Raw genomic sequence first — 25,746 nt, forward strand, 5'->3', positions numbered from 1 at the left:
ACTGGTCGTACCACAATCAGCAAATCAACGGAGAGCACGATGATGAAAACCAGTGTGCGCATTGGCGCTTTTGAAATCGACGACGCCGAGTTACATGGCGAATCGCCGGGGGACCGAACGTTAACCATTCCGTGTAAATCCGACCCGGATTTATGTATGCAACTGGACGCCTGGGATGCCGACACCAGCGTCCCGGCCCTTCTTAATGGGGAACACTCGGTTCTATTTCGTCAACACTACGATCGTAAGTCAGATGCCTGGATCATGCGCCTTGCCTGATTCAAAAAGAACCCGTCGCCAGACGGGTTATTTCCTGGTTAATTTCCCTCATCTATCAACATCTTCTACACTACAGGTATGGCTTTACCCTTTGAGGATGGAATGTTCACGCTGGTTCTTTTTGTGTGCTACCTGGATGGCGGTTGTGAAGATATCGTGGTCGATGTCTACAAAACTGAGCAGCAGTGCCTGATATCGATGGACGATCAGCGTATTCGCAACGGCGGATGTTTACCCGCGGATGACTATATCGACAGCTTCTGGCGTCCGGCCCAGGAGTACAGCGATTTTTGATTACTGCAGTTGCACCAGCGTTAACTCGCCTCCAAACACCGCTCCGGTATCAATATAGTGCAGATTCTCGTGATCCAACCGTTGGCGCAATGGCGTGTGGCCAAACCAAAAGTGATCCGCGCCGCGAATGCCGCTGCCTTTATTCATTAGCCTTGAGCGATCCCACAGCACTCGCTGTAAATCGATATCTTTTTGCCACTGATAATCATCATCAGGGTAATCTGCGTGGGCAATGACATGAATGCCATTGCTGCAACGCAGCTCCAGAATCCAGGGTAATTGCTGACATTCTTCAAGAGCGAATTTTGCCGCTGGCTGCTCCGCCTGTGCAAACCACGAACCGCCATTCATAAACCACAGCGATTGCTCCCCCATTGCCAGCGCATCCAACCCCATTTGTTCATGATTCCCTCTGACCGCGACAATCCAGCTTTTACGCAGTAATTTCAGGCAGCGCAAACTGTCAGGCCCGCGATCGATAACATCTCCCACTGAAACCAGCAGGTCCTGCCACGGATCAAAATGACAGTGGCGCAATTTAGCCATCAATAATGAGAAGCAACCGTGGATATCCCCAACCACCCAGACGTGACGCCAGCGCGTACCTTCAATTCGTTGATAGATATTGTCAGGTCGCCCCATGTGGCCTCCAGAGTACAATTGAACCTGGTTATAATTTTAGCAATGGCGGCAAAAAAGCCTGGACGATCGTGGGGCGGAGTATGGTATGGTTTAAAGAGAATGCAGCATGCGATACGCAGTGTTTTGCCCTGGATGGCATCGCATTCACCACATAAAAAGAGACCGAATACGATTCCTGTATTCGGTCCAGGGAAATGGCTCTTGGGAGAGAGCCGTGCGCTAAAAGTTGGCATTAATGCAGGCTAAGTTACCCTGCCATTTAAGAATAGATGACAGCGCCAGGTTTTCCAGTCCGCGACTAAAGTGGCCGGAAAAAAAGGACGATTGTCACGCCCCGAAACTTAAAAACCGCAAGCTCTCCTGCGAGATCCTTGCGGTTTTTTATTGGAAATCAGAGCACTACATCTGACAACTAGCAGAGCTTTTCTGCACGCTCCACAAACGGCGCCAGACTCATTTTTTCACCCGGTTTCGCCGGATCATCAATCTGGATAATCTCGATCGGCTTCGCCGTGGTTTTCCCGCTCTCCACCTGCTGTCTGGCGACATCATTCAGCGGGTATTGCACCAGCGTACTGGGATTGATGACATACAGCGCGTTACCCGGACGACAGGTCAGCATCACCTCTTCCCGATTAAACGCCCACTTATCTTTGCCAACCTCAAAACGGCTGACGGTAATGACCTGTGGCGCAGCCAGCGCGGCCCCGGAGCTTGCCAGTAGTAATAACGAGATAATGATTTTTTTCATGCGTTTCGCCAGTCCATCAATCAGAAAGGTTCAAGGGTTGCAAACAGGCTGACAATCGCCAGCACAACGGCTCCTATTCCCCATTCCAGCTTAGTCATCCAAATAAAATAGAGAGTCATACTGCGGTTATCCTGCCGCATGCGTGGTACCAGAACATACCGATTCGCCAGTGCAATCGCCACCATTAGCATCACCAGAGCACCTTTTAACAAAAGCAGTTGCCCGTAAGCCATGTGCCAGGGAACGGAAAAACCGACAATAAACAGCGCATTCATAATGCCCGTAATTAATACACCAATCACGAAAAGATGTCCGTAACGGGAGAAACGCATCATGGTATTGATAGCCTGTTCCCGCCAGCGACCCTGCGCCATTCGCATACAGTAAAGTACAGGCAGCAAGCCGCCAAACCAGGCGGCAGCACATATCAGATGCAAGGCGTGGTTGACCTGCTGGATTGCACCCGTAATACCGCTGTGTAGCGTCGCATGTCCGACGCCAGCCAGCAAAATAAACTGTGCAATCGTCAGCATTAACAGCCGTCGCGGCATGTTGCGCGGCACGATAATCACCACCACCAGCGTGACCAGCGCGAGGATAATCTGCCATAACCAGACGCCGCCAAACTGCGTTTGTAGCACTGCACCCCAAACCTCAGTAGAGACAACATCCCGCCAGCCTGAGCCCATCAGGCCACCCTGGATCGCCAGCATCAGCGTCGCACTGATAAAGCTCCACGTTGCGGCATGTCGTTGCAGACGCAAAAAACGACGCATCATTAAACGACGAACCGAAACGGGAGCCAACCATGCACCGTAGAGCGCACAGCCAAACACCAGCATCAACGTGGTAAAATGGATAAACCGTAGTGCAACCCAGGTAAATGCCAGCATCGGTTATTTCACGCTAAAGGTATATTGCCCCTTCGTCTTGTGGCCATCTACAGAGACGACGTGCCAGTCGACCGTATATTTTCCGGCTTCAAGCGTCTGAGCAAGTGGAATGATCAGTTGCGTTTTGTCCTGCTCACTGCGCGATGCCTTGCCCGTTTTGATCTGTTCTTTTTTTGGACCGGTCAGCGTTGCGCCACTGAATCCCGGCTCTACGCCTTCAGAGAAATTCAGCGTCAACGCCTGGGGAGATGCCGCAACTTCGGCATTCGCCGCCGGACTTTGTTTTGTCAGGTGAGCATGAGCCAGGGCTGCGGGAGTTGCCAGAACGCTGGCGAGTACGATGAGAGCGTTGCGAAGCATAGATGCAGATGAAGCCATTTCAACTATTCCTTTTTGTTATGTCTAATCTGTAGAGAATAACCTTCTACAATGATCGAGTCGAGAATCATCATTTCGGTCTTGCCATTAATGCACACTCTTAGTAACTTTGCGCGCCGAAAGACAGAGAAAAGGAGAAGCCCATGAATATTAATCTGGCCAAACTTGAGCAGGCGGAAATGGATAAGGTCAATGTTGACCTGGCCGCGGCGGGTGTCGCATTTAAGGAGCGATACAACATGCCGGTTGTTGCCGAAGTCGTCGAACGTGAACAGCCCGAACATTTACGCAACTGGTTTCGCGAAAGACTTATCGCGCACCGTCTGGCATCCGTTTCCCTTTCACGTTTACCCTACGAGCCTAAAGTTAAATAAAACTTATATTACGTTACGATTCCTTACATGATGCCTGCTACAGTATAAGTATATTCTTAATCTATACTTTAAGGATGGTTGTAGACACTATGAAAAGGAAATCATTATGTCACACTGGAAAATCGCAGCAGCACAGTACGAACCTCTTCACACCTCAGTTACCGAACATGTCGCGCATCACCTGCAATTCATTCAGGCAGCAGCTCAATGCCAATGTGAATTGCTGGTTTTCCCTTCCCTCTCTTTGTTAGGTTGTGTCGATGAGAATGACGCGCTCCCAGCCCCACCCGATGAAGCGTTGTTAGAACCTCTCGCACACGCCGCCGCGACTTATCGTATGACGATTATTGCAGGGTTGCCGGTAGAGCATAACAATCGGTTCGTAAAAGGCATTGCCCTTTTCTCTCCCTGGATGACCTCGCCCTTAACCTTTCATCAGAGTCACGGGGCCTGTATCGCCAGACAGCGAAATGCCATTAGCGTTGTGGATAGCCAACCGGAAGGTATCGATATCGATCCGGCTTATTCCCTGTTCACCAGTTGTCAGTCCGTCAGTGAACCCGAACTGCTCTCCTCCACATCTCGCTTACAGAGTTTCTCGCATAAGTTTGCCATTGCGGTATTAATGGCTAATGCGCGTGGCAGCAGCGCGTTATGGGATGAGCGGGGTCGATTAATTGTTCGCGCAGACAGCGGTTCCTTACTCTTAACCGGTCAACGCACGCCACGGGGTTGGCAAGGTGATATCATTCCATTACGCTAGTCGTTTTGGGTCAGGAGCATGGCATGTTGCGCATTATAGATACAGAAACCTGTGGTCTGCAGGGAGGCATTGTTGAGATTGCTTCTGTCGATGTGGTTGACGGGAAAATAGTCAATCCCATGAGTCACCTGGTGCGTCCTGACCGTCCCATCAGCCCTCAGGCGATGGCAATCCATCGCATTACTGAAGCAATGGTGGCCGATAAGCCGTGGATTGAAGATGTCATCCCGCAATACTACGGCAGCGAGTGGTACGTGGCGCACAATGCCAGTTTTGACCGCCGTGTATTACCCGAGATGCCCGGGGAGTGGATTTGCACAATGAAGCTCTCCCGTCGTTTGTGGCCGGGGATCAAATACAGCAATATGGCGCTGTATAAATCGCGCAAGCTGAGCGTCCAGACACCGGCAGGCCTACATCATCACCGCGCCCTGTACGACTGCTACATCACTGCGGCACTGCTGATCGACATCATGCAGACGTCAGGGTGGACAGCAGAACAAATGGTCGATATTACCGGCCGTCCAACGTTACTCACTACTTTCACTTTTGGTAAGTACCGCGGAAAACCGGTATCAGAAGTGGCTGAACGCGATCCGGGCTATCTGCGCTGGTTATTTAATAACCTCGACAGTATGAGCCCGGAGCTGCGCTTAACGCTGAAACACTATCTGGATAACGCCTGAGTTTACGCCTGTCCTGGCAGTGTTCCCTGCGCCAGTCCTATCAAAAACGCGTATTCCAGGGCCACGCCTTCGTAAGATTTGAAACGCCCGGATTTCCCGCCGTGCCCGGAATCCATATCCGTGCAGAGTAACAGCAGACGATCGTCCGTTTTCAGCTCACGCAGTTTTGCCACCCATTTTGCTGGCTCCCAGTATTGCACCTGGGAGTCGTGTAATCCCGTCGTGACCAGCAGATGCGGATAAGCCTGAGCTGTAACATTGTCATACGGACTGTAGCTTTTCATATAGGTGTAATACGCTTCGTCCTGTGGATTACCCCACTCTTCAAACTCGCCGGTCGTTAAGGGAATTGACTCATCCAGCATCGTGGTGACTACATCGACAAACGGCACCTGGGCAATCACACCATGAAAGAGTTCCGGGCGCTCATTAATGGCAACTCCCATCAGCATTCCTCCGGCGCTTCCTCCCATGCCATAACATAACTCAGGCGCACCATAACCCATTTGTAGCAGCGCGTCACAGACGTCGAGATAATCATTGAAGGTATTTTTCTTGAGCAGAAACTTACCGTCTTCGTACCACTGCTGCCCTAACTCACCGCCGCCACGCACATGGGCAATGGCATAAACAAAGCCACGATCCAGTAGACTCAAGCGGCTGCTGCTGAAATCGGCGTCCATACTGGCGCCATACGAACCATAGCCATAAACCAGTAACGGATTTTTTCCTTTCAGAAAATACTTTTGGTGATAAACCAGCGAAACCGGAACCTCGGTACCATCGCGCGCGGTGATCCATACGTGCTCGCTACGATAATTCGCCGCATCAAATCCGGGAACCTCCGTCTGCTTGAGGACACGACGCTCACCGGTGTCCATATCCAGTTCAAACAACGTGTCTGGCGTGGTCATGGAGGAATAGCCATAGCGCAGGCGCGATGTCTCCGGCTCTGGGTTATAGGCAAGCCAGGTCACATACGCCGGATCGTCAAAAGCGATACCAACCACTTCATGCGTTTTACGATTAATCTGTCGCAGACTGGTTAAGCCCCGCTGACGCTCTTCCACCACCAACCAGTCGGTGAACAGCGTAAAGCCCTCCAGCATGACGCTTTCGCGCGGCGGGATCAGCGTCTCCCAGGCTTGTTCATCACGCACACGGGTACGGTACAAACCAAAATTTTTACCCTGACGGTTGGAGCGCAGATAAAACGTATGCTGATAGTGGTCGAGGCTGTATTCATGGTCTTTGCGCCGCGCTAAAAAGACCAACGGCTCGGCATCTGCCAGTTCTGCATCAAGCAGCAAAACCTCGCTGGTGGTCGCGCTGGCGATATGAATAACCACATAATGCAACGAGGTGGTTTTATGTAGGCTGACATAAAACATATCATCGGATTCTTCATACACCAGCTCATCCATTGACGATGGCGAACCGACTGTATGCCGCCAAACCTGGTACGGGAGCAGCGTCGTTGCATGCTTACGCACGTAATAAAAGGTCTGTGAGTCATTCGCCCAGACCAGATCCGCTTCAACGTTTTCCAGCACTTCCGGATACCAGTTGCCGCTTTGCAGATTACGAAAACGCACGCCATATTGCCGACGAGACAGATAATCTTCCGCCAGCGCCATAATGGTGTTATCCGGTGATATCGCCAGCCCACCCAGCGTATAAAACTCACTGTGGGCCGCGCGCTGGTTACCATCCAGCAGCGTGTCCCATTCATCCCATTCTTCACAGAAGGCAGACTGACGCTGATAAATGGCATATTCGCACCCCGGTTCATAAATATGACGGTAGCGGTAACCATTCTTCACATAGGGGGCGGAAGCGTCCTGAGGTGGGATTCGGTCAATAATTTCTTTCAGGACGCGATCCTGCAAGGCCTGTTGCGAGGCCATGACCTGGCGGCCATACGCATTTTCTTGTTGCAGATAATCCAGTACTTCTGGCTGCGAGCGGGTGTCATCTCGCAGCCAGTAATAATTATCAACACGAGTATCGCCATGCTGCGTCATGGCGTGGGGAATACGAGAAGCTTTTGGTAGCATGTCATTGTTCTTTTGCTTAATCATCCTATAAGGGTGGCAAAAGACAGCAATGATGCAAGCGAAACATGCGCCTTAGCGGTAAGTAATTAACCTGGTAAAGCCTGTTTTTGTTCTTTGAGATCCTGTTCAATGCCTTCACGAACATCCTGTGGGATCTTCAACGCATCGCCCAGCGCGTTCAGATAGCTACGCTCCATAAAGTGGTCAATATCAATTGCCGCACAGCTCAGGAAGTAAATTTCCAGCGCTTCTTCTTCGTTGCGGATACCTTGTGCCAGGCGTTGAGGATCTAGCGGTTGTTCGATGGCGCGCTCAATCAGAACGCGACCCTGCTCTTCAACGCCCGCTTCGCGGAGCTGCTGCTCAATGACTGTACGTTCTTTGGCATCAATATGACCATCGCTTTTCGCCGCAAAAACCAGCGCCAGGATCAGACGTTCAGTTCGCTCATCCAACGGTGAGCTTTGTGCGCCGAACTGCGGCTCACCCTGATGCGCAGCGCGAACCTTATCCTTGTATTTGTTCCATAACACGGTACCGGCAACCGCCCCACCGCCAACCAGAAGCGCGCTGGTGCCATATTTACTCAGTAATTTACGTGAAGATTTGTTGGCAACCAGTAATCCCGCCAGACCGCCTAACGCGCCTGGAACCAGAAGTTTACTCAGCCCTTGCTCGCCAGAAGATGACGCGGAGGATCCTTTTTGCCCAAGAAGAGATTGTAGTTGATTTAGCCAGTTAGCCATTTTGCCCCTCAAGTACAGACGAATAATCATCAAAGCGTACCCGAGGGGATGTCAGGAAGTGTTCAGGTCATCAAAAGATGTGCAAATACCTTCGTTACTGCGGCTGATACTCCGCCGTTCCGGCTTTGCAGTCGACTTTTACCTGGTAGTGAATATCTGCGCTTTTACCGCGAACCGTCAGGGGAACTGACCATTTACCGTCTTTGCCTGTAATATCGGGTGTATTAACCCAGGCGACAGGGTCGGCTTGCCCGACGCGTTTTTGATCGTCAGCCCAGCGTGCGATGCGGTTTTGTTGATAATCACGTTTCACGCTCGCGGCAATACCGTCAGCATCCAGCCCTTCGCACTTGGGAAACTGAACACTCTTGCTTTCCATATTCGCCGCAAATACAGATACGCTGGCAGACAACAACAGCAGGCTCAATAACGCTCTTTTTTTATACATTCTTTTCTCCTTAATCTCCCCTTCGTCCTTCAGGTTGCCGGTAGCAACATGAAATGACGTCAGGGATTGCACAATGATTCAGGGAAAAGCATGGTACAAAACGTCAGGAGCGCAAGTCGTTTCAGGCAGCCTGAGTATCGTCCTCAGCGTTCGCGTCGTTTTCGACCACCTGTGGCGAGGGTAACTTGCCGTTTTTCAGAATGGCGCTCAGCACATCTTTTTGCTCAGCCAGCCACAGGGAAAGTGCTTCACGCTGCTCGTCTTCGAGCGCTACCGGCGACTGCTCGAGCCATGTGTCGAGCAAATCTGCTGTATCAAGCATTTTGTCATACGCATCGGCTTCCTTTTTGCTGGTAAACGACATTTTTTCCTCACCTTCCCGAATGACTACGTATTTAACTTCAACCGCCATTTTGCAGCCTCTTAAATTACCTGTATTTATGTACAGTATATTCTTTTTGCACTTCAAAATCAACCTGGTAATAAAGACAGACGCAAACGTTTTCGTATATACTGCGCCCAGATAAAACAGGGGATTAATTTATGACGTTATTAGGCACAGCGCTGCGTCCCGCAGCAACGCGAGTGATGCTATTAGGTTCAGGAGAACTGGGTAAAGAGGTGGCGATTGAATGCCAACGCCTGGGGGTGGAAGTCATTGCCGTGGATCGTTACCCCGACGCGCCAGCCATGCATGTTGCCCATCGCTCATACGTAATTAACATGCTCGATGGCGAGGCATTACGCCAGCTCGTCGAGCGTGAAAAACCAGATTACATCGTGCCGGAAATAGAAGCGATTGCCACGGATATGCTGGTAAAACTGGAACAAGATGGTCAGCGTGTTGTGCCATGTGCCAGGGCGACGCAACTGACCATGAACCGTGAGGGGATCCGTCGACTCGCCGCCGAAGAATTGTCTCTGCCGACATCTTCTTACCGCTTTGCTGACAGCGAAACCCGTTTTCGTGAGGCCGTCGCCGAAATCGGCTATCCCTGCATTGTGAAACCGGTAATGAGTTCCTCCGGTAAAGGACAGAGCTTTATTCGTTCCGCCGATCGGCTCACCGAGGCCTGGGACTATGCTCAGCAGGGAGGCCGTGCCGGTGCCGGGCGCGTTATCGTCGAAGGCGTAGTGAATTTTGATTTTGAAATCACCCTGCTTACCGTCAGCGCCGTTGATGGCGTACATTTCTGCGCGCCGGTAGGGCATCGTCAGGAGGATGGCGATTATCGCGAATCCTGGCAGCCGCAGCAGATGAGTGAACTGGCGCTGGTACGTGCGCAGGAGATTGCCCGTAAGGTGGTGTTGGCACTTGGCGGGCATGGACTGTTTGGCGTCGAGCTGTTTGTTTGCGGTGATGAGGTAATTTTCAGCGAAGTCTCCCCTCGCCCTCATGACACGGGTATGGTGACCTTGATTTCACAGGATATGTCCGAGTTTGCCCTGCATGTACGCGCATTTCTCGGTCTGCCTATTGGCGCAATCCGCCAGTATGGACCCTCCGCTTCCGCTGTTATCCTGCCGCAGCTTACGAGCCAGAATGTCACGTTTGATAACGTGCAGGCCGCTGTGGGTGCAGGTATGCAAGTTAGATTATTCGGCAAGCCGGAAATCGATGGGAGCCGTCGCCTGGGCGTTGTGCTGACTACCGGGCAAAGTATTGAGGACGCGGTGACACGCGCGAAAAACGCGGCCGCGCAGGTAAAAGTCGCAGGATAAAAACCAGAGCCGTAGGCCGGATAAGGCACTGATGCCATATCCGGCAAAACCCGATCTTGGCGCTGACGCGTCTTATCGGGCCTACGGTTTACACATAACAGCTTACTGCTTCGCGCCTTCTACTGCTTCACGAGCCAGCTTAGTAATGCGATCGTAATCACCTGCTTCCAGCGCATCTGCCGGAACCAGCCAGGATCCACCGATGCACAGCACGCTTTTCAGTGCCAGGTAATCACGGTAGTTCGCCGGAGAGATACCGCCGGTTGGGCAGAAACGGACCTGAGAGAACGGACCCGCAATCGCCTGCAGCGCTTTAGTACCGCCATTCGCTTCCGCCGGGAAGAATTTAAACTCTTTCAAACCGTAGTCCATACCCAGCATCAGTTCAGAAACGGTGCTGATACCTGGGATCAGCGGAATAGTACCTTCGGTTGCCGCCTTCAGCAGCGGCTCGGTCAGGCCCGGGCTGATAGCAAACTGCGCACCGGCTTCGGTGACTTCAGCCAGCTGTTGTGGGTTCAGTACGGTACCTGCGCCAACGATAGCATCTGGAACTTCTTTGGCGATCGCGCGAATGGCATCCATCGCACATGCGGTACGTAAGGTCACTTCCAGAACGCGCACGCCCCCTGCAACCAGCGCTTTTGCCATCGGCACCGCGTGTTCCAGTTTATTAACCACGATAACCGGTACAACCGGGCCAGTGGTCAGGATTGCTTCTGCACTTGTCTTCCAGTTTTTCATCAGAGTTTTCTCTCGCCTGATTACAAAATAAGTCTTAAAAAGTGATACAGGTTGCGCCCTGCTCCGCACCGGACAGTTTTTCACGCAACGCGCTGAACATTTCACGCCCTGTACCCACGCGCGATGCGCTGAGGTCAGGAATATGAGGCTGACGAGAGGCCAGTTCCTCTTCATCAACCAGCAGCGTCAATTCACCTGTCTGTCCATTCACACGAATGATGTCGCCATCGCGTACTTTTGCCAGCAGCCCGCCATCATAGGCTTCCGGGGTTACATGGATTGCTGAAGGCACTTTACCTGAAGCACCTGAAAGTCGTCCATCGGTAACTAACGCAATTTTGAAACAACGGTCCAATAATACACCAAGTGGCGGCATGAGTTTATGTAATTCTGGCATTCCGTTCGCTTTTGGTCCCTGATGGCGCACAACCACCACGCAATCCCGGTCAAGCAGACCCGCATCGAAGGCCGGTAAAACATCATGCTGACTTTCAAAAACGACTGCCGGGGCTTCAATCACCTGATTTTCTACCGGGACCGCAGACGTTTTCATCACTGCCCGGCCGAGGTTTCCGCTCAACACTTTGGTACCGCCATGATGGGAGAAAGGTTGGTCAAAGGTGGCAATAACATTGCTGTCCAGCGACTTCGCTGCCCCTTCGCGCCAGTCCAGCTCTCCCTCGTTGAGCCAGGGTTCCATGGTGTAACGCGATAAACCGAACCCGGCAACGGTGTTCACATCTTCATGCAGCAGACCCGCGTTTAGCAGTTCACGCATTAACACCGGTACGCCACCCGCCGCCTGGAAGTGGTTAATATCTGCCGGACCATTCGGGTACAGACGCGCCATCAGCGGCACGATATCGGACAGATCGGAGAAGTCATCCCAGTTAATCAAAATCCCCGCCGCACGCGCCATCGCTACCAGGTGCATCGTATGGTTAGTTGAGCCCCCGGTCGCCAGCAGCGCGACAATACCGTTTACCACGACTTTTTCATCGATCATTTTACCGATCGGCATCCATTCATTGCCGTTGCCGGTAAGGCGCGTTACCTGACGGGCTGCTGCCGCGGTCAACGCTTCACGCAGCGGCGCATCGGGATGCACGAATGAGGAGCCAGGCAGTTGCATCCCCATAAACTCCACCACCATCTGGTTGGTGTTCGCCGTGCCGTAGAACGTACAGGTACCCGGTGCATGATAAGACGCCGCTTCGGATTCAAGCAGCGCCATGCGATCGACTTTGCCTTCAGCATACAGCTGACGGATGCGCACCTTTTCCTTGTTCGCCAGACCGCTCGCCATCGGACCGGAAGGAATAAAGATTGAAGGCAGATGACCAAATGACAGCGCTGCCATCACCAGGCCCGGGACAATTTTGTCGCACACGCCGAGGAACAACGCGCCGTCGAACATATTGTGGGAAAGGCCTACTGCCGCCGACATCGCAATCACTTCACGGCTCAGTAGGGAAAGCTCCATCCCATCCTGTCCCTGCGTCACACCATCGCACATAGCTGGCACACCGCCAGCAACCTGGCCAACTGCATTGGCTTCATGCAGTGCTTTACGAATGATGGCCGGATAGTGTTCATACGGCTGATGTGCGGAAAGCATGTCGTTATAGGAGGTAATGATCGCGATATTGTTACGCAGCATGCTTTTCAGCGAGGCTTTGTCGTCCGGCTGACACGCAGCAAAACCATGTGCCAGGTTACCGCATGCCAGCTGTGAACGGTGAACGGTAGTGGATTTCGCTTGTTCAATACGGGCGAGGTAGGCGGAACGTGTGTCACGAGAACGTTCGACGATACGTTGTGTTACGCGTAACAAATTCGGATTCATAGAGGCTCCTAAAATTTATCTGTCAGAGCGTTGGGGCAACAATGTGTTTCAGTTGGGTTAAAAATAGCTGAATCGCTTGTTAGCCGTAGCTCAGGGGCAAAATCGTTTCAGGAAGTGTAATAAAAAAAGCCCCGCGGGTGAATCCACGCGGAGCTTAAAAGTGCAAAAATTATTCTACAATCTGTGTTAGATCATGTTACCGGTAAAATAACACCTAGGGGCTAGATGATATTTTACTCGAATTCGTTCCAGGAACGACCATCTCGGGTAATCATGGCTACGGAAGCGACCGGGCCCCAGGTCCCTGCCTGATAAGGCTTCGGCGCGTCGTTATCCATCGCCCAAGCTTCGGTAATTGAGTCAACCCACTTCCATGCCTCTTCAACTTCATCACGACGCACAAACAGCGCCTGAATCCCGCGCATTGTTTCAAGCAACAGGCGTTCATAGGCGTCGGCAAGGTGCGTCTGGTTGAAGGTTTCGGAATAGCTCAGATCAAGCTTGGTAATTTGCAGGTTATGCTTGTGATCCAGTCCAGGCACTTTGTTCAGTACCTGGATATCAACACCTTCATCAGGTTGCAAACGGATGGTCAGCTTGTTCTGTGGCAGATCCTGCCAGGACTCTCTGAACAGATTCAGCTCAGGCGTTTTGAAGTAAACCACCACTTCAGAGCACTTCGTCGGTAAGCGTTTACCGGTACGCAGGTAGAAAGGAACGCCGGCCCAGCGCCAGTTATCGATATCCACACGGATCGCCACAAACGTTTCCGTGTTGCTGCTCTTATTCGCGCCTTCTTCTTCCAGGTATCCCGGAACTTTTTTGCCCTGGGCAAAACCGGCGGTGTACTGTCCGCGCACCGTTTTTTCACGTACGTTCGAACGATCGATGCGACGCAGTGATTTCAGTACCTTCACTTTTTCATCACGGATGCTGTCGGCGCTCAGATCGGACGGCGGAGACATCGCGATCATGCAGAGGATTTGCAGCAGGTGGTTCTGGATCATATCGCGCATTTGACCGGCCTGGTCAAAGTAGCCCCAGCGGCCTTCAATGCCCACTTCTTCCGCCACGGTAATTTCTACGTGATCGATAGTGCGATTATCCCAGTTATTTACAAACAGGGAGTTGGCAAAACGCAGTGCCAGCAGGTTCAGCACCGTCTCTTTGCCGAGATAGTGGTCGATACGGTAAACCTGACACTCTTCGAAATACTCACCAACCTGATCGTTGATTTCGCGGGATGTTGCCAGCGACGTGCCCAGCGGTTTCTCCATCACCACGCGGGCTGGTTTAGCATTCAGCTTTGCTTCACCCAAACCTTTGCAGATCGCGCCAAAGGTGCTCGGCGGCATCGCGAAATAGTTAATAGTGGTACGTGATTTTTGATCCAGCATTTCGCCCAGACGGCTAAACGCAGCGGTGTCATTGACATCCAGATTACAAAAATCCAGACGACCGCTGAGGGTCTCCCACAAACCTTCGTCGATTTTTTCTTTCATGAAGGTTTCGAGCGCTTCACGCACAACCTTGGTATAGGCTGCTTTGTCCCAGTCGGCACGCCCGACCCCAATGATACGGGTTTCCGGGTTAATTTGGCCGGCCTTTTCCAGTTGATACAGGGAAGGCAGCAATTTCCGCCGCGCCAGGTCGCCCTTCGCGCCGAAAATGACCAGATCACATGCCTGGGCTGTTTGCGTTACCGCCATGTCATTCTCCTCAATTAAGTGCCTGGTGCTTTTGCCAGACACTGGTTGTAATTTTATTACAGTGCACTGTACTGCTTTTACGTGAATCCGGAAACCGTAAACGCTTATCCAGCCGTGCTGTTACCGCGAACAGCCGCTTTATTGCCGTTTAGCGCCGCAAAATGGACAAAAAAGTCGCTTTTTTCGTACCCATGACGAAGTATGAAAACCAGACTCCGATCATGTAATGAAAAAAAACAACAACTATTTTGTCCATTTTGCCCCGTTGCTGCATTAGCAGGGGTACTATCTACCAGAGTTACCACTCGATTTCCCTATATCGCTGAAATCGTTTTTGCCCATGACCCATGAGTCTACCTACATCATGAATATGCTGGAAAAAATCCAGTTAAAACTGGAACAGTTGAGCAAATCAGAGCGTAAAGTCGCCGACATTATTCTTGCCTCTCCCGAGCGGGCAATCCATTCAAGCATCGCCGCACTTGCAGTAGAAGCGAATGTCAGCGAGCCAACGGTGAACCGTTTCTGTCGCAGCATGGACACCCGTGGCTTTCCTGATTTTAAACTGCATCTGGCGCAAAGTCTGGCAAATGGCACCCCTTATGTTAATCGCAATGTGGATGAGGATGACAGCGTAGAATCTTACACGGGGAAAATCTTCGAGTCAGCGATGGCAAGCCTCGACCACGTTCGCCAGTCGCTGGATAACGCGGCGGTAAACCGGGCGGTAGATTTGTTAACCCAGGCAAAGAAAATTGCCTTCTTTGGCCTGGGCTCTTCCGCTGCGGTAGCGCATGACGCGATGAATAAATTTTTCCGCTTTAACGTACCGGTAATTTATTCCGACGATATTGTACTGCAACGCATGAGTTGTATGAATTGTAGCGACGATGACGTCATTGTGCTTATTTCTCATACCGGGAGAACCAAAAGTCTGGTTGAACTGGCGCAGTTGGCGCGGGAAAACGATGCCATGGTTATCGCCCTCACCTCTCCCGGTACGCCATTAGCGCGGGAAGCAACGCTGGCAATTACCCTCGATGTACCGGAAGATACTGACATTTATATGCCCATGGTCTCTCGACTTGCTCAACTGACCGTGATAGATGTGCTGGCTACAGGATTTACTTTGCGCCGTGGGGCAAAATTTAGAGATAACTTGAAGCGTGTCAAGGAAGCGCTCAAGGAATCGCGTTTTGATAAAGAATTACTCATCAAGAGTGATGACCGCTAAAAGCAATAACAATGTTCTACCCTTTTATCATCCGGGTCGTTCATTTACCGTTAATGTTTGAGAACGGCCGGATCAATGTTCACGCAACACCAAGTTGTTTCAGTCAACGGAGTATTACATGTCCAGAAGGCTTCGCAGAACCAAAATCGTTACCACGTTAGGCCCGGCAACTGACCGCGATAACAACCTTGAAAAGATTATCGCTGCGGGTGCGAACGTCGTACGTATGAACTTTTCTCACGGCTCTCCAGAAGATCACAAACTGCGGGCGGATAAGGTCCGTGAAATTGCCGCAAAACTGGGACGTCATGTAGCTATTTTGGGTGACCTGCAGGGACCTAAAATCCGCGTATCGACCTTTAAAGAAGGTAAAGTGTTTCTTAACGTTGGCGACAAGTTCCTGTTAGACGCCAACCTCGGTAAAGGCGAAGGCGACAAAGAAAAAGTCGGCATCGATTATAAAGGACTGCCGGCTGACGTCGTGCCGGGCGATATCCTGCTGCTCGACGACGGTCGCGTACAGCTTAAGGTGCTGGAAGTCCAGGGCATGAAGGTCTTCACCGAAGTCACCGTCGGTGGCCCGTTGTCCAATAATAAGGGTATCAACAAACTGGGCGGCGGCCTTTCTGCTGAAGCCCTGACCGAAAAAGACAAAGCAGACATCATCACCGCAGCACAAATCAGCGTTGACTATCTGGCCGTCTCCTTCCCGCGCTGCGGCGAAGACCTGAACTATGCCCGCCGTCTGGCGCGCGACGCAGGTTGCGATGCGAAAATTGTCGCCAAGGTAGAGCGTGCTGAAGCCGTCTGCGACCAGAATGCAATGGATGACATCATTCTGGCTTCCGACGTGGTGATGGTCGCACGTGGCGACCTGGGCGTTGAAATTGGCGATCCTGAGCTGGTTGGTATTCAGAAAGCGTTGATTCGTCGCGCGCGTCAGCTGAACCGTGCGGTTATTACCGCTACGCAGATGATGGAGTCGATGATCACCAACCCAATGCCAACCCGTGCGGAAGTGATGGACGTAGCGAACGCCGTCCTCGACGGTACCGATGCCGTTATGCTCTCTGCTGAAACAGCAGCAGGTCAGTACCCGGCGGAAACCGTCGCGGCAATGGCTCGCGTTTGCCTGGGTGCAGAGAAGATCCCGAGCATCAACGTTTCTAAACACCGCCTTGACGTGCAGTTTGATAACGTTGAAGAAGCGATTGCTATGTCAGCGATGTATGCCGCTAACCACCTGAAAGGGGTCACCGCTATCATCGCAATGACGGAGTCCGGTCGTACTGCGCTGATGACTTCTCGTATCAGTTCCGGTCTGCCAATTTTCGCGATGTCTCGTCATGAACGCACGCTGAATCTGACTTCTCTGTATCGTGGCGTCACTCCGGTACACTTTGACAGCGAAACAGATGGCGTCGTTGCTGCCAATGAAGCAGTGAACCTGCTGCGCGATAAAGGTTATCTGGTATCCGGTGACCTGGTGATTGTGACGCAGGGAGATGTGATGAGTACCATTGGCTCAACCAATACTACGCGAATTCTGACCGTCGAGTAATGACCGTCTGATGTAAAAAAGCCTCTCGTTTGAGAGGCTTTTTTTTATTTCTTCGGATAAAGATCTTTGCGCTTATAAGGCTCAATTTCACCGGGTTTACGCGTCTTAAGCAGTTTTAGAATCCAGGTATATTGTTCAAGGTGCGGCGCCACAAAGATTTCCACCTCTTCGTTCATTCGTCTGGCAATGGTGTGGTCATCCGCAGTCAGGATGTCATCCATCGGAGGACGGACCTGAATCGTCAGACGGTGCGTTTTACCGTCATACACCGGGAATAGCGGTACCACACGGGCGTGACAGACCTTCATCAGGCGGCCTATCGCCGGTAACGTTGCTTTGTAGGTAGCAAAAAAGTCCACAAACTCGCTGTGCTCAGGTCCATGGTCCTGATCCGGCAGGTAGTATCCCCAATATCCCTGACGTACAGACTGAATAAACGGTTTGATGCCGTCATTACGCGCATGCAAACGCCCACCAAAGCGACGGCGCACCGTGTTCCAGACATAATCGAATACTGGATTCCCCTGATTGTGGAACATCGCCGCCATTTTTTGTCCCTGGGAAGCCATCAGCATCGCCGGGATATCTACGCCCCAACCATGAGGAACGAGAAAAATCACCTTTTCATCGTTGCGACGCATCTCTTCGATGATTTCCAGCCCCTGCCAGTCAACACGGTTCTGAATCTTCTCCGGGCCGCGTATTGCCAGTTCTGCCATCATCACCATCGCCTGCGGCGCGGTGGCATACATCTCATCGACAATGGCTTCGCGTTGAGCTTCGCTACGTTCAGGAAAACACAGGGATAAATTGATCAGCGCTCTGCGACGGGAGCTTTTGCCCAATCGTCCGGCCAGTCGTCCTAGCTTTGCCAGAATAGGATCGCGAAATGATGCCGGCGTTAACGCAATCCCTGCTATCGCCGCTACACCCAGCCAGGCGCCCCAGTAGCGCGGATGGCGAAATGATTTGTGAAACTCAGGGATATACTCAATATTCTTTTTTTTCGTTTCCATGCTCTTCCAGTGTCTGGTGCCGCGAAAAGTAAATCTGCTGATAGTGTAGCGGCGCACGATGCGCCGTACAAAATAAAAAAGCCGGCACGCATAGCGTACCGGCTTTATCAGTGTGCTAATTAATCAAAACGCAACTGAGGCATAACTTCTTTCACCTGCGCCAGGTAATCAGTGCGATCCGAGCCGGTCAGACCTTCTGTACGCGGCAGTTTCGCCGTCAGAGGGTTAACAGCCTGCTGGTTGATCCATACTTCGTAGTGCAGGTGCGGACCCGTTGAACGACCAGTATTGCCTGACAGCGCGATACGATCGCCACGTTTCACTTTTTGTCCTGGTTTGACCAACAGCTTACGCAGGTGCATATAACGCGTGGTGTAGGTTCGACCATGACGTACCGCTACATAGTAGCCGGCTGCGCCGCTACGCTTCGCTACCACCACTTCGCCATCACCTACCGACAACACCGGTGTTCCCTGCGGCATCGCAAAGTCGACACCTTTGTGCGGTGCAACACGTCCAGTCACCGGGTTCAGGCGACGTGGATTAAAGTTCGAAGAGATTCGGAACTGTTTTGCCGTCGGGAAACGCATGAAGCCTTTCGCCAGCCCGGTACCGTTACGGTCATAGAACTTACCGTCTTCGGCACGAATGGCGTAATAATCTTTGCCTTCAGAACGCAAACGCACGCCCAGCAGTTGGCTTTGCTCACGCTTGCCGTCCAGCATTTCGCGAGACATTAGCACCGAGAACTCATCGCCTTTTTTCAGTTTGCGGAAATCCATCTGCCACTGCATGGCCTTAATCACCGCGCTGATTTCAGAGCTGGTCAGCCCGGCATCTTTAGCACTGGCAACGAAGCTACCGCCCACGGTGCCTTTGATTCGGCTGTTAACCCAATCGCCCTGCTGCATTTCGCTGCTCATTTTGAAACCCGTCGCGGTGCGATCGTAAGTACGGGTTTCACGGCGAGACACTTCCCAGGTCAGGCGCTGCAAGTCACCTTCCGCGCTTAAGGTCCAGGAAAGTTGCTGACCAATTTTCAGGTTACGCAGCTCTTTGTCGGAAGCCGCAAGCTGGCTGATATCGCCCATATCGATGCCGTACTGATTCAGAATACTGCTCAGCGTATCGCCCGTGGAGACGACATATTCATGCACACCAGCTTCACCAGACGTTTTGTCATCCAGTTCATCCTGTGGGATGGCTTCATCTTCCTGAGCGGCCTGATCGATAGGTTCGCTGGCCTCAGGCAACAATGAACGAATCTCGCTTTTTTCCAGCTCGATAGTTTTAACGATGGGTGCAGAATCGGGATGATAAACATATGGCCGCCAGACGGCGACGGCCAATGTCAGTACGGTAAGCGACCCCAGCATAACGCGATGGGGTCGCGGCAGATTATTAAATGCCAGAGCGACAGAGCGGGCTATCTGTTGCACGTATTCACTTCCTCATTAATCTCCTTTCAGGCAGCTCGCATACTGGTTGGCTAATTGGTTCAAAAACGCTGAATAGCTTGTTTTACCCAGTTTGATATTCGTACCGAGCGGATCCAACGTTCCCATTCGAACGGATGTTCCTCTCGCGACGGCTTCAACGACCGCTGGCCTGAACTGTGGCTCAGCAAAAACGCAGGTTGCTTTTTGCTCAACCAACTGTGTTCTTATTTCATGTAAACGCTGCGCACCAGGTTGAATCTCAGGGTTCACGGTAAAGTGACCAAGCGGTGTTAGTCCGTAGTGTTTTTCGTAGTAGCCATAGGCGTCATGAAAAACGAAATAACCTTTTCCCTTGAGCGGCGCGAGCTCGTTACCTACCTGCTTATCGGTTGCGGCTAATTGTGCCTCAAAATCCTTCAGGTTGGCGTCAAGTTTGGCTCGACTTTGCGGCATAAGTTCCACTAATTTTTCATGGATTGCAACCGCTGAGGCCCGCGCTATCTCTGGGGAAAGCCAAAGATGCATGTTGTAATCGCCGTGATGGTGATGCTCGTCACTTTTTTCACCGCCAGCATCATTGTGTCCATGATCGTCATCGTCGTCGTCAGCACCTTTCATGAGTAACGGTTTCACGTCATTAAGCTGCGCAATCGTTACCTGTTTCGCGTCAGGAATATTCTTAACTGACTTTTCCATGAACGCTTCCATCTCAGGTCCAATCCAAACGACTAAGTCCGCGCCCTGTAAGCGTTTTACGTCTGATGGACGCAATGAGTAATCGTGTTCGGAAGCCCCGTCAGGTAGCAGAACCTGGGTGTCAGTAACCCCATCCGCTATGGCTGAAGCGATAAACCCAAGCGGCTTGAGAGAGGCCACAACAGCGGCATTTGCTGCCTGTGTTGCACTACCCCAAAGAGCAGCGGATAATGCTGCGAAAAGAAGCGTATTTTTATGTAACATAATGCGACCAATCATCGTAATGAATGTAAGAAATGTGATATTATAACATTCTATAACTTCTGCAAGACTAAAATTGATATGACGACTTTGGTTTCACTGGAAAATGTCTCGGTCTCTTATGGTCAACGCCGCGTCCTCTCTGACGTATCGCTTGAGCTTCGACCCGGTAAAATATTGACGCTTCTCGGTCCAAATGGTGCCGGGAAGTCTACGCTGGTGCGCGTTGTATTAGGCCTGGTAGCGGCTGATGAGGGAGTTATCAAGCGTAATGGTCAATTGCGGATTGGCTATGTGCCGCAAAAACTGTACCTCGATACTACGCTTCCGCTGACGGTAAGCCGCTTTTTACGCCTACGTCCCGGCACCAAAAAAGAGGATATCCTCCCGGCGTTAAAGCGCGTTCAGGCCGGACATCTGATGAATGCGCCGATGCAAAAACTTTCTGGCGGGGAAACGCAACGCGTCCTGTTGGCCCGTGCTTTATTGAATAAACCTCAGCTACTGGTGCTTGATGAGCCAACCCAGGGTGTGGATGTCAATGGACAGGTCGCACTCTACGATCTTATCGACCAATTGCGACGTGAACTGGATTGCGCCGTGCTGATGGTTTCCCATGACCTGCATCTGGTGATGGCGAAAACCGATGAGGTACTGTGCCTGAACCATCACATTTGTTGTTCTGGTGCGCCGGAAGTGGTTTCCATGCACCCGGAATTCATCTCCATGTTCGGGCAACGCGGCGCTGAACAACTCGGAATTTACCGTCATAATCATAATCACCGCCATGATTTACAGGGTCGTATCGTCTTACGCCGGGGAAATGGTCACTCATGATTGAATTGTTATTACCCGGTTGGTTAGCCGGGATCATGCTGGCCTGTGCCGCTGGCCCACTCGGCTCGTTTGTGGTCTGGCGTCGAATGTCTTATTTCGGTGATACGCTCGCCCATGCATCGCTGTTGGGGGTCGCATTTGGCCTGCTGCTGGATGTAAACCCTTTCTATGCCGTCATCGCCGTCACCTTGCTGCTGGCTGCCGGTCTTGTCTGGCTGGAGAAACGCCCTCACCTCGCGATCGATACCTTACTGGGTATTATGGCCCACAGCGCGCTTTCATTGGGGCTGGTTGTCGTCAGCCTGATGTCAAACATTCGCGTGGATCTGATGGCCTACCTGTTTGGTGATTTGCTCGCCGTGACGCCCGAAGATCTTATCTCCATCGCCATTGGCGTAGTTATTGTTCTGGCTATTTTGTTCTGGCAGTGGCGTAACCTGCTGTCGATGACCATCAGTCCGGATCTGGCATTTGTCGATGGCGTGAAGCTTCAACGCGTTAAGCTGCTACTGATGCTGGTTACGGCATTAACGATTGGCGTGGCGATGAAATTTGTCGGGGCGCTGATAATCACCTCGCTGCTTATTATCCCTGCGGCTACCGCCCGTCGCTTTGCCCGTACGCCGGAACAAATGGCAGGCGTTGCCGTTGGTGTGGGAATGATAGCGGTTACAGGCGGACTGACCTTCTCGGCCTTCTATGACACTCCGGCTGGTCCTTCCGTGGTGCTGTGCGCCGCGCTGATGTTTATCTTCAGCATGATGAAAAAGCAGGCGAGCTGATTCGTTTGTTGTTGCCGGATAGCGGCTTGCCTTATCCGGCCTACAGATGGCGCGACTCGTAGGCCGGATAAGGCGCTTTAGCGTCGCCATCCGGCAAGCCGGTGCTTAAGGCATCTCTGGCGGGGTAATGCCAAAGTGGTTCCAGGCGCGCACCGTTGCCATACGTCCACGTGGCGTACGCTGTAGAAAACCTTGCTGAATCAGATATGGCTCCAGCACGTCCTCGATGGTTTCACGTTCTTCCCCAATCGCTGCTGCCAGGTTATCCAGTCCTACCGGTCCACCGAAGAATTTATCGATAACGGCCAGCAGCAGCTTGCGGTCCATATAATCGAACCCTTCCGCATCCACATTGAGCATATCCAGCGCCTGAGCGGCAATATCGGCTGAAATTGTACCGTCATGCTTCACTTCGGCGAAATCGCGTACCCGGCGTAATAACCGGTTGGCGATACGCGGCGTTCCACGGGCGCGACGCGCCACTTCCAGCGCGCCTTCATCGCTCATTTCCAGCCCCATAAAACGGGCACTGCGTCCTACAATGTGCTGCAGGTCAGCCACCTGATAGAACTCCAGGCGCTGTACAATACCAAAACGGTCACGCAGCGGGGACGTTAACGATCCGGCGCGCGTCGTCGCCCCGATTAGCGTAAACGGTGGCAGATCGATCTTAATCGAACGTGCAGCCGGCCCTTCGCCAATCATGATATCCAGCTGATAATCTTCCATCGCCGGATACAGTACCTCTTCCACTACCGGCGACAGGCGATGGATTTCATCGATAAACAGCACATCGTGGGGTTCAAGGTTGGTCAGCATTGCCGCCAGATCGCCCGCTTTTTCCAGTACCGGACCGGACGTCGTACGCAGATTAACGCCCATTTCATTGGCCACAATATTGGCAAGTGTCGTTTTACCAAGACCTGGAGGACCGAAAATCAGCAGGTGATCGAGAGCGTCACCGCGCAGCTTCGCCGCCTGGATAAAAATCTCCATCTGCGAACGAACCTGAGGCTGGCCAATATACTCTTCCAGCAATTTAGGGCGGATTGCACGATCCACCAGATCTTCAGGGGTCGTGCTAACAGCCGAAATCAGGCGATCTGCTTCAATCATCCTTTACCTCACAATGCCGCGCGAAGCGCTTCACGAATCAGGGTTTCACTGCTGGCATCAGGGCGGGCAATTTTGCTCACCATGCGGCTGGCTTCTTGTGGTTTATAGCCCAACGCCACCAGCGCAGCAACCGCTTCCTGCTCGGCGTCGTCCGTTGTCGGACTGGCCGGAGAGGTCAGAACCAGATCCGCTGCCGGGGTGAAGAGGTCACCATGCAGGCCTTTAAAGCGGTCTTTCATTTCAACAATCAAACGCTCTGCGGTTTTCTTACCAATGCCCGGTAATTTCACTAACGCGCCAAGCTCTTCGCGCTCTACGGCATTAACAAACTGCTGCGCAGACATTCCGGAGAGGATCGCCAACGCCAGCTTCGGCCCCACGCCGTTAGTTTTAATTAACTCTTTAAACAACGTGCGTTCTTGCTTGTTGTTAAAGCCATACAGCAGTTGAGCGTCTTCACGCACCACAAAATGGGTGAAGATAATCGCTTCCTGCCCGGCTTCAGGCAACTCGTAGAAACAGGTCATCGGCATATGAACTTCATAGCCTACCCCGCCCGTTTCCAGAAGGACCAGCGGGGGTTGTTTTTCCAGAATGATGCCTCTGAGTCTGCCTATCACGTGACGCTCCTGCGTTAAGGGCTAAAAGGTAATGCGCTATCATAAAAAAAGGCTGGATAGATATCCAGCCTCATTTGTCACTAACGTAACCGGCCTCGCGCCAGATTAAGCCTCGACTCGCTCATTTGCATGGCGTTCTGGCTGACGTGACAGTGGGTAATGGCAATCGCCAGCGCATCCGCGGCATCCGCCTGCGGGTTCGCCGGAAGTTTTAGCAGCGTGCGCACCATATGCTGAACCTGGCTTTTTTCCGCGCTACCGATACCCACAACGGTCTGTTTTACCTGGCGGGCCGCGTATTCAAAGACCGGAAGTTCCTGATTGGTCGCCGCAACGATTGCCACACCGCGCGCCTGCCCCAGCTTTAGCGCCGAATCGGCGTTCTTCGCCATAAAAACCTGCTCAATGGCAAAATAGTCCGGTTGAAACTGGGTGATGATTTCCGTCACGCCCGCATAAATCAACTTCAGACGGGACGGAAGATCGTCAACTTTGGTGCGAATACAACCGCTGCCGAGGTAGGTCAGCTGTCTGCCGACCTGACGGATTACGCCATAACCGGTGATGCGCGACCCCGGGTCAATGCCGAGAATAATAGACATCACGCACCTCCTGTCAGGTTGCGGTACAGCCACCTCATTCTAAGGTAGCTGCAACCTCATCAGAGATCTCGCCGTTGTGGTAAACTTCCTGCACGTCGTCGCAGTCTTCCAGCATATCGATCAGACGCAGCAGTTTCGGCGCTGTTTCTGCATCCATATCCGCTTTGGTGGATGGGATCATTGACACTTCAGCTGCGTCCGCTTTCAGACCCGCCGCTTCCAGCGCGTCACGCACTTTACCCATCTCTTCCCACGCGGTGTAAACGTCAATTGCGCCGTCGTCGAAGGTCACAACGTCTTCAGCACCTGCTTCCAGTGCCGCTTCCATGATGGCATCTTCATCGCCTTGTTCAAAGGAGATGACGCCTTTTTTGCTGAACAGGTAAGCGACGGAGCCGTCGGTACCAAGGTTACCACCGGTTTTCGTGAACGCGTGACGGACTTCCGCAACGGTACGGTTACGGTTGTCAGACAGACATTCAATCATAACGGCTGTACCGCCAGGACCGTAACCTTCATAGATGATGGTTTCCATGTTGGAATCTTCATCACCACCCACACCACGCGCGATTGCACGGTTCAGGGTGTCACGGGTCATATTGTTAGCCAGCGCTTTATCAACCGCTGCACGCAGACGCGGGTTAGCATCCGGATCGCCGCCGCCGAGTTTTGCCGCCGTCACCAGCTCACGAATTATTTTGGTGAAAATTTTACCGCGTTTAGCATCCTGCGCTGCTTTACGGTGTCTGGTGTTGGCCCATTTACTATGACCTGCCATAAATAATATCTCCAAAAAGCGCGCCTTTTCAGGCGACGTTAATTACAAACTCTTCAATCGCCTGCCGGTTACTCCACGACTTGGTTAACTGGGCGGCTTCAGCCGCATTAACCCAACGATAGGTCAGATGTTCGGTGAACACGATCTCTCGTTCTGAGGGAAGTGCCAGGCAAAACCAGGATTCAGTATTACGTTCAATTCCCGGTGCATAGCGATGACGTAAATGGCTAAAAATCTCAAACTCCACCGTGCGCTGACAGTCAATTAAGGTCAGTTGCTCAGACGCAACATCAATGGCGACCTCTTCCTTTACTTCGCGCATAGCGGCTTGCGACGCGGTTTCACCCTCTTCAAGGCTGCCGGTGACCGACTGCCAGAAATCAGGATCGTCGCGTCGCTGTAACATCAGCACTCTCCCGGTGTCCTTTGCATAAATCACGACTAACACCGAGACAGGCTGTTTGTATGTCAT

General features: G+C 52.1%; 29 protein-coding genes. 10 read left to right on the top strand and 19 right to left on the bottom strand.

Translation table 11 applies throughout. The features are described from left to right. Positions 1–42: 42 nt before the first annotated feature. Positions 43–279, top strand: a complete 237-nt coding sequence (locus E1B03_RS15865; RefSeq protein ID WP_165955356.1) for a YebV family protein — start codon at positions 43–45, stop codon at positions 277–279. 102 nt (positions 280–381) lie between these two features. Continuing rightward, positions 382–573: a YdfD/YebW family protein gene (locus tag E1B03_RS15870; RefSeq protein ID WP_103771172.1), complete on the top strand. Its 192-nt coding sequence runs from the start codon at positions 382–384 to the stop codon at positions 571–573. Here E1B03_RS15870 and pphA read toward each other — a convergent pair whose 3' ends face one another. From pphA to yobA, 4 genes are all read right to left on the bottom strand, one after another. Further along, complete coding sequence (gene pphA / locus E1B03_RS15875) at positions 574–1,215, bottom strand: protein-serine/threonine phosphatase (protein WP_133086555.1); 642 nt, start codon at positions 1,213–1,215, stop codon at positions 574–576. Between the two features lie 412 nt (positions 1,216–1,627). Beyond that, positions 1,628–1,966 (bottom strand): YebY family protein, encoded by a 339-nt coding sequence (locus E1B03_RS15885; protein ID WP_003833793.1) that lies wholly within the window; start codon positions 1,964–1,966, stop codon positions 1,628–1,630. A 20-nt stretch (positions 1,967–1,986) separates the two neighbouring features. Continuing rightward, positions 1,987–2,859 carry a copper homeostasis membrane protein CopD gene (gene copD / locus E1B03_RS15890; RefSeq protein WP_103771175.1) on the bottom strand — a complete coding sequence of 291 codons (873 nt, stop codon included), beginning with the start codon at positions 2,857–2,859 and terminating at the stop codon, positions 1,987–1,989. 3 nt (positions 2,860–2,862) lie between these two features. Next, on the bottom strand, positions 2,863–3,237 hold the full coding sequence (yobA, locus tag E1B03_RS15895; RefSeq protein ID WP_103771176.1) for a CopC domain-containing protein YobA: 375 nt from the start codon (positions 3,235–3,237) through the stop codon (positions 2,863–2,865). 143 nt (positions 3,238–3,380) lie between these two features. On the opposite strand from yobA, the gene E1B03_RS15900 reads away from it, so the two are divergent. From E1B03_RS15900 to exoX, 3 genes are all read left to right on the top strand, one after another. Then, positions 3,381–3,611 carry a DNA polymerase III subunit theta gene (locus E1B03_RS15900; RefSeq protein ID WP_103771177.1) on the top strand — a complete coding sequence of 77 codons (231 nt, stop codon included), beginning with the start codon at positions 3,381–3,383 and terminating at the stop codon, positions 3,609–3,611. 106 nt (positions 3,612–3,717) lie between these two features. Then, a complete protein-coding gene (locus E1B03_RS15905; RefSeq protein ID WP_103771178.1) occupies positions 3,718–4,374 on the top strand; it encodes a carbon-nitrogen hydrolase family protein in 657 nt (218 codons plus the stop codon). A 23-nt stretch (positions 4,375–4,397) separates the two neighbouring features. Then, positions 4,398–5,060, top strand: a complete 663-nt coding sequence (gene exoX, locus E1B03_RS15910) for an exodeoxyribonuclease X (protein WP_103771179.1) — start codon at positions 4,398–4,400, stop codon at positions 5,058–5,060. A 2-nt stretch (positions 5,061–5,062) separates the two neighbouring features. Here exoX and ptrB read toward each other — a convergent pair whose 3' ends face one another. From ptrB to yebG, 4 genes are all read right to left on the bottom strand, one after another. Then, positions 5,063–7,117: an oligopeptidase B gene (gene ptrB / locus E1B03_RS15915; protein WP_207949453.1), complete on the bottom strand. Its 2,055-nt coding sequence runs from the start codon at positions 7,115–7,117 to the stop codon at positions 5,063–5,065. A gap of 86 nt (positions 7,118–7,203) precedes the next feature. After that, positions 7,204–7,863: a tellurite resistance TerB family protein gene (locus tag E1B03_RS15920; protein WP_133086558.1), complete on the bottom strand. Its 660-nt coding sequence runs from the start codon at positions 7,861–7,863 to the stop codon at positions 7,204–7,206. A 94-nt stretch (positions 7,864–7,957) separates the two neighbouring features. Further along, a complete protein-coding gene (gene yebF / locus E1B03_RS15925) occupies positions 7,958–8,311 on the bottom strand; it encodes a protein YebF (protein WP_103771181.1) in 354 nt (117 codons plus the stop codon). 121 nt (positions 8,312–8,432) lie between these two features. Further along, positions 8,433–8,723: a DNA damage-inducible protein YebG gene (gene yebG / locus E1B03_RS15930; RefSeq protein ID WP_133086559.1), complete on the bottom strand. Its 291-nt coding sequence runs from the start codon at positions 8,721–8,723 to the stop codon at positions 8,433–8,435. A 131-nt stretch (positions 8,724–8,854) separates the two neighbouring features. Between yebG and purT the strand changes: the two genes are divergently transcribed. Then, positions 8,855–10,033 carry a formate-dependent phosphoribosylglycinamide formyltransferase gene (gene purT, locus E1B03_RS15935; RefSeq protein WP_133086560.1) on the top strand — a complete coding sequence of 393 codons (1,179 nt, stop codon included), beginning with the start codon at positions 8,855–8,857 and terminating at the stop codon, positions 10,031–10,033. Between the two features lie 102 nt (positions 10,034–10,135). On the opposite strand, the gene kdgA is transcribed toward purT, so the two are convergent. From kdgA to zwf, 3 genes are all read right to left on the bottom strand, one after another. Beyond that, entirely contained in the window at positions 10,136–10,777 is a 642-nt protein-coding gene (kdgA, locus tag E1B03_RS15940; protein ID WP_003034901.1) for a bifunctional 4-hydroxy-2-oxoglutarate aldolase/2-dehydro-3-deoxy-phosphogluconate aldolase, read from the bottom strand. 34 nt (positions 10,778–10,811) lie between these two features. Then, positions 10,812–12,623: a phosphogluconate dehydratase gene (gene edd, locus E1B03_RS15945; RefSeq protein ID WP_103771184.1), complete on the bottom strand. Its 1,812-nt coding sequence runs from the start codon at positions 12,621–12,623 to the stop codon at positions 10,812–10,814. 233 nt (positions 12,624–12,856) lie between these two features. After that, positions 12,857–14,332, bottom strand: coding sequence for a glucose-6-phosphate dehydrogenase (gene zwf, locus E1B03_RS15950; RefSeq protein ID WP_103771185.1), 1,476 nt, complete (start codon positions 14,330–14,332; stop codon positions 12,857–12,859). A gap of 364 nt (positions 14,333–14,696) precedes the next feature. On the opposite strand from zwf, the gene E1B03_RS15960 reads away from it, so the two are divergent. Next, complete coding sequence (locus E1B03_RS15960; RefSeq protein ID WP_103771342.1) at positions 14,697–15,566, top strand: MurR/RpiR family transcriptional regulator; 870 nt, start codon at positions 14,697–14,699, stop codon at positions 15,564–15,566. Positions 15,567–15,684: 118 nt separating this feature from the next. Beyond that, positions 15,685–17,127: a pyruvate kinase gene (gene pyk, locus E1B03_RS15965; RefSeq protein ID WP_003034890.1), complete on the top strand. Its 1,443-nt coding sequence runs from the start codon at positions 15,685–15,687 to the stop codon at positions 17,125–17,127. Positions 17,128–17,171: 44 nt separating this feature from the next. Here the strand turns inward: pyk and lpxM are convergent, their stop codons facing one another. The 3 genes from lpxM to znuA form a co-directional block, all read right to left on the bottom strand. Then, positions 17,172–18,143: a lauroyl-Kdo(2)-lipid IV(A) myristoyltransferase gene (gene lpxM / locus E1B03_RS15970; protein WP_103771186.1), complete on the bottom strand. Its 972-nt coding sequence runs from the start codon at positions 18,141–18,143 to the stop codon at positions 17,172–17,174. A gap of 119 nt (positions 18,144–18,262) precedes the next feature. Further along, on the bottom strand, positions 18,263–19,582 hold the full coding sequence (mepM, locus tag E1B03_RS15975; RefSeq protein ID WP_103771187.1) for a murein DD-endopeptidase MepM: 1,320 nt from the start codon (positions 19,580–19,582) through the stop codon (positions 18,263–18,265). A 15-nt stretch (positions 19,583–19,597) separates the two neighbouring features. Continuing rightward, entirely contained in the window at positions 19,598–20,542 is a 945-nt protein-coding gene (gene znuA, locus E1B03_RS15980) for a zinc ABC transporter substrate-binding protein ZnuA (RefSeq protein ID WP_133086561.1), read from the bottom strand. 78 nt (positions 20,543–20,620) lie between these two features. Here znuA and znuC point away from each other — a divergent pair, with 78 nt between their 5' ends. Both znuC and znuB read left to right on the top strand, forming a co-directional pair. Continuing rightward, positions 20,621–21,376, top strand: coding sequence for a zinc ABC transporter ATP-binding protein ZnuC (gene znuC / locus E1B03_RS15985; RefSeq protein ID WP_006684140.1), 756 nt, complete (start codon positions 20,621–20,623; stop codon positions 21,374–21,376). After that, complete coding sequence (gene znuB / locus E1B03_RS15990) at positions 21,373–22,158, top strand: zinc ABC transporter permease subunit ZnuB (protein WP_133086562.1); 786 nt, start codon at positions 21,373–21,375, stop codon at positions 22,156–22,158. Before znuC ends, znuB begins: the two co-directional genes overlap by 4 nt. A 105-nt stretch (positions 22,159–22,263) precedes the next feature. Here the strand turns inward: znuB and ruvB are convergent, their stop codons facing one another. The 5 genes from ruvB to nudB all read right to left on the bottom strand — a co-directional run bounded on the left by ruvB (position 22,264) and on the right by nudB (position 25,746). Then, on the bottom strand, positions 22,264–23,274 hold the full coding sequence (gene ruvB / locus E1B03_RS15995) for a Holliday junction branch migration DNA helicase RuvB (protein ID WP_005120696.1): 1,011 nt from the start codon (positions 23,272–23,274) through the stop codon (positions 22,264–22,266). A gap of 8 nt (positions 23,275–23,282) precedes the next feature. Continuing rightward, the gene (gene ruvA, locus E1B03_RS16000) at positions 23,283–23,894 is read right to left on the bottom strand and encodes a Holliday junction branch migration protein RuvA (RefSeq protein ID WP_043016727.1); all 612 of its coding nucleotides are present in this window, start codon (positions 23,892–23,894) and stop codon (positions 23,283–23,285) included. Positions 23,895–23,974: 80 nt separating this feature from the next. Continuing rightward, positions 23,975–24,496 (bottom strand): crossover junction endodeoxyribonuclease RuvC, encoded by a 522-nt coding sequence (gene ruvC, locus E1B03_RS16005; protein ID WP_042307809.1) that lies wholly within the window; start codon positions 24,494–24,496, stop codon positions 23,975–23,977. A 34-nt stretch (positions 24,497–24,530) separates the two neighbouring features. Then, a complete protein-coding gene (locus tag E1B03_RS16010) occupies positions 24,531–25,274 on the bottom strand; it encodes a YebC/PmpR family DNA-binding transcriptional regulator (RefSeq protein ID WP_003034865.1) in 744 nt (247 codons plus the stop codon). A 28-nt stretch (positions 25,275–25,302) separates the two neighbouring features. Next, positions 25,303–25,746: a dihydroneopterin triphosphate diphosphatase gene (nudB, locus tag E1B03_RS16015; RefSeq protein ID WP_103771190.1), complete on the bottom strand. Its 444-nt coding sequence runs from the start codon at positions 25,744–25,746 to the stop codon at positions 25,303–25,305.

Source organism: Citrobacter arsenatis (genome assembly GCF_004353845.1).
Lineage (GTDB): Bacteria > Pseudomonadota > Gammaproteobacteria > Enterobacterales > Enterobacteriaceae > Citrobacter > Citrobacter arsenatis.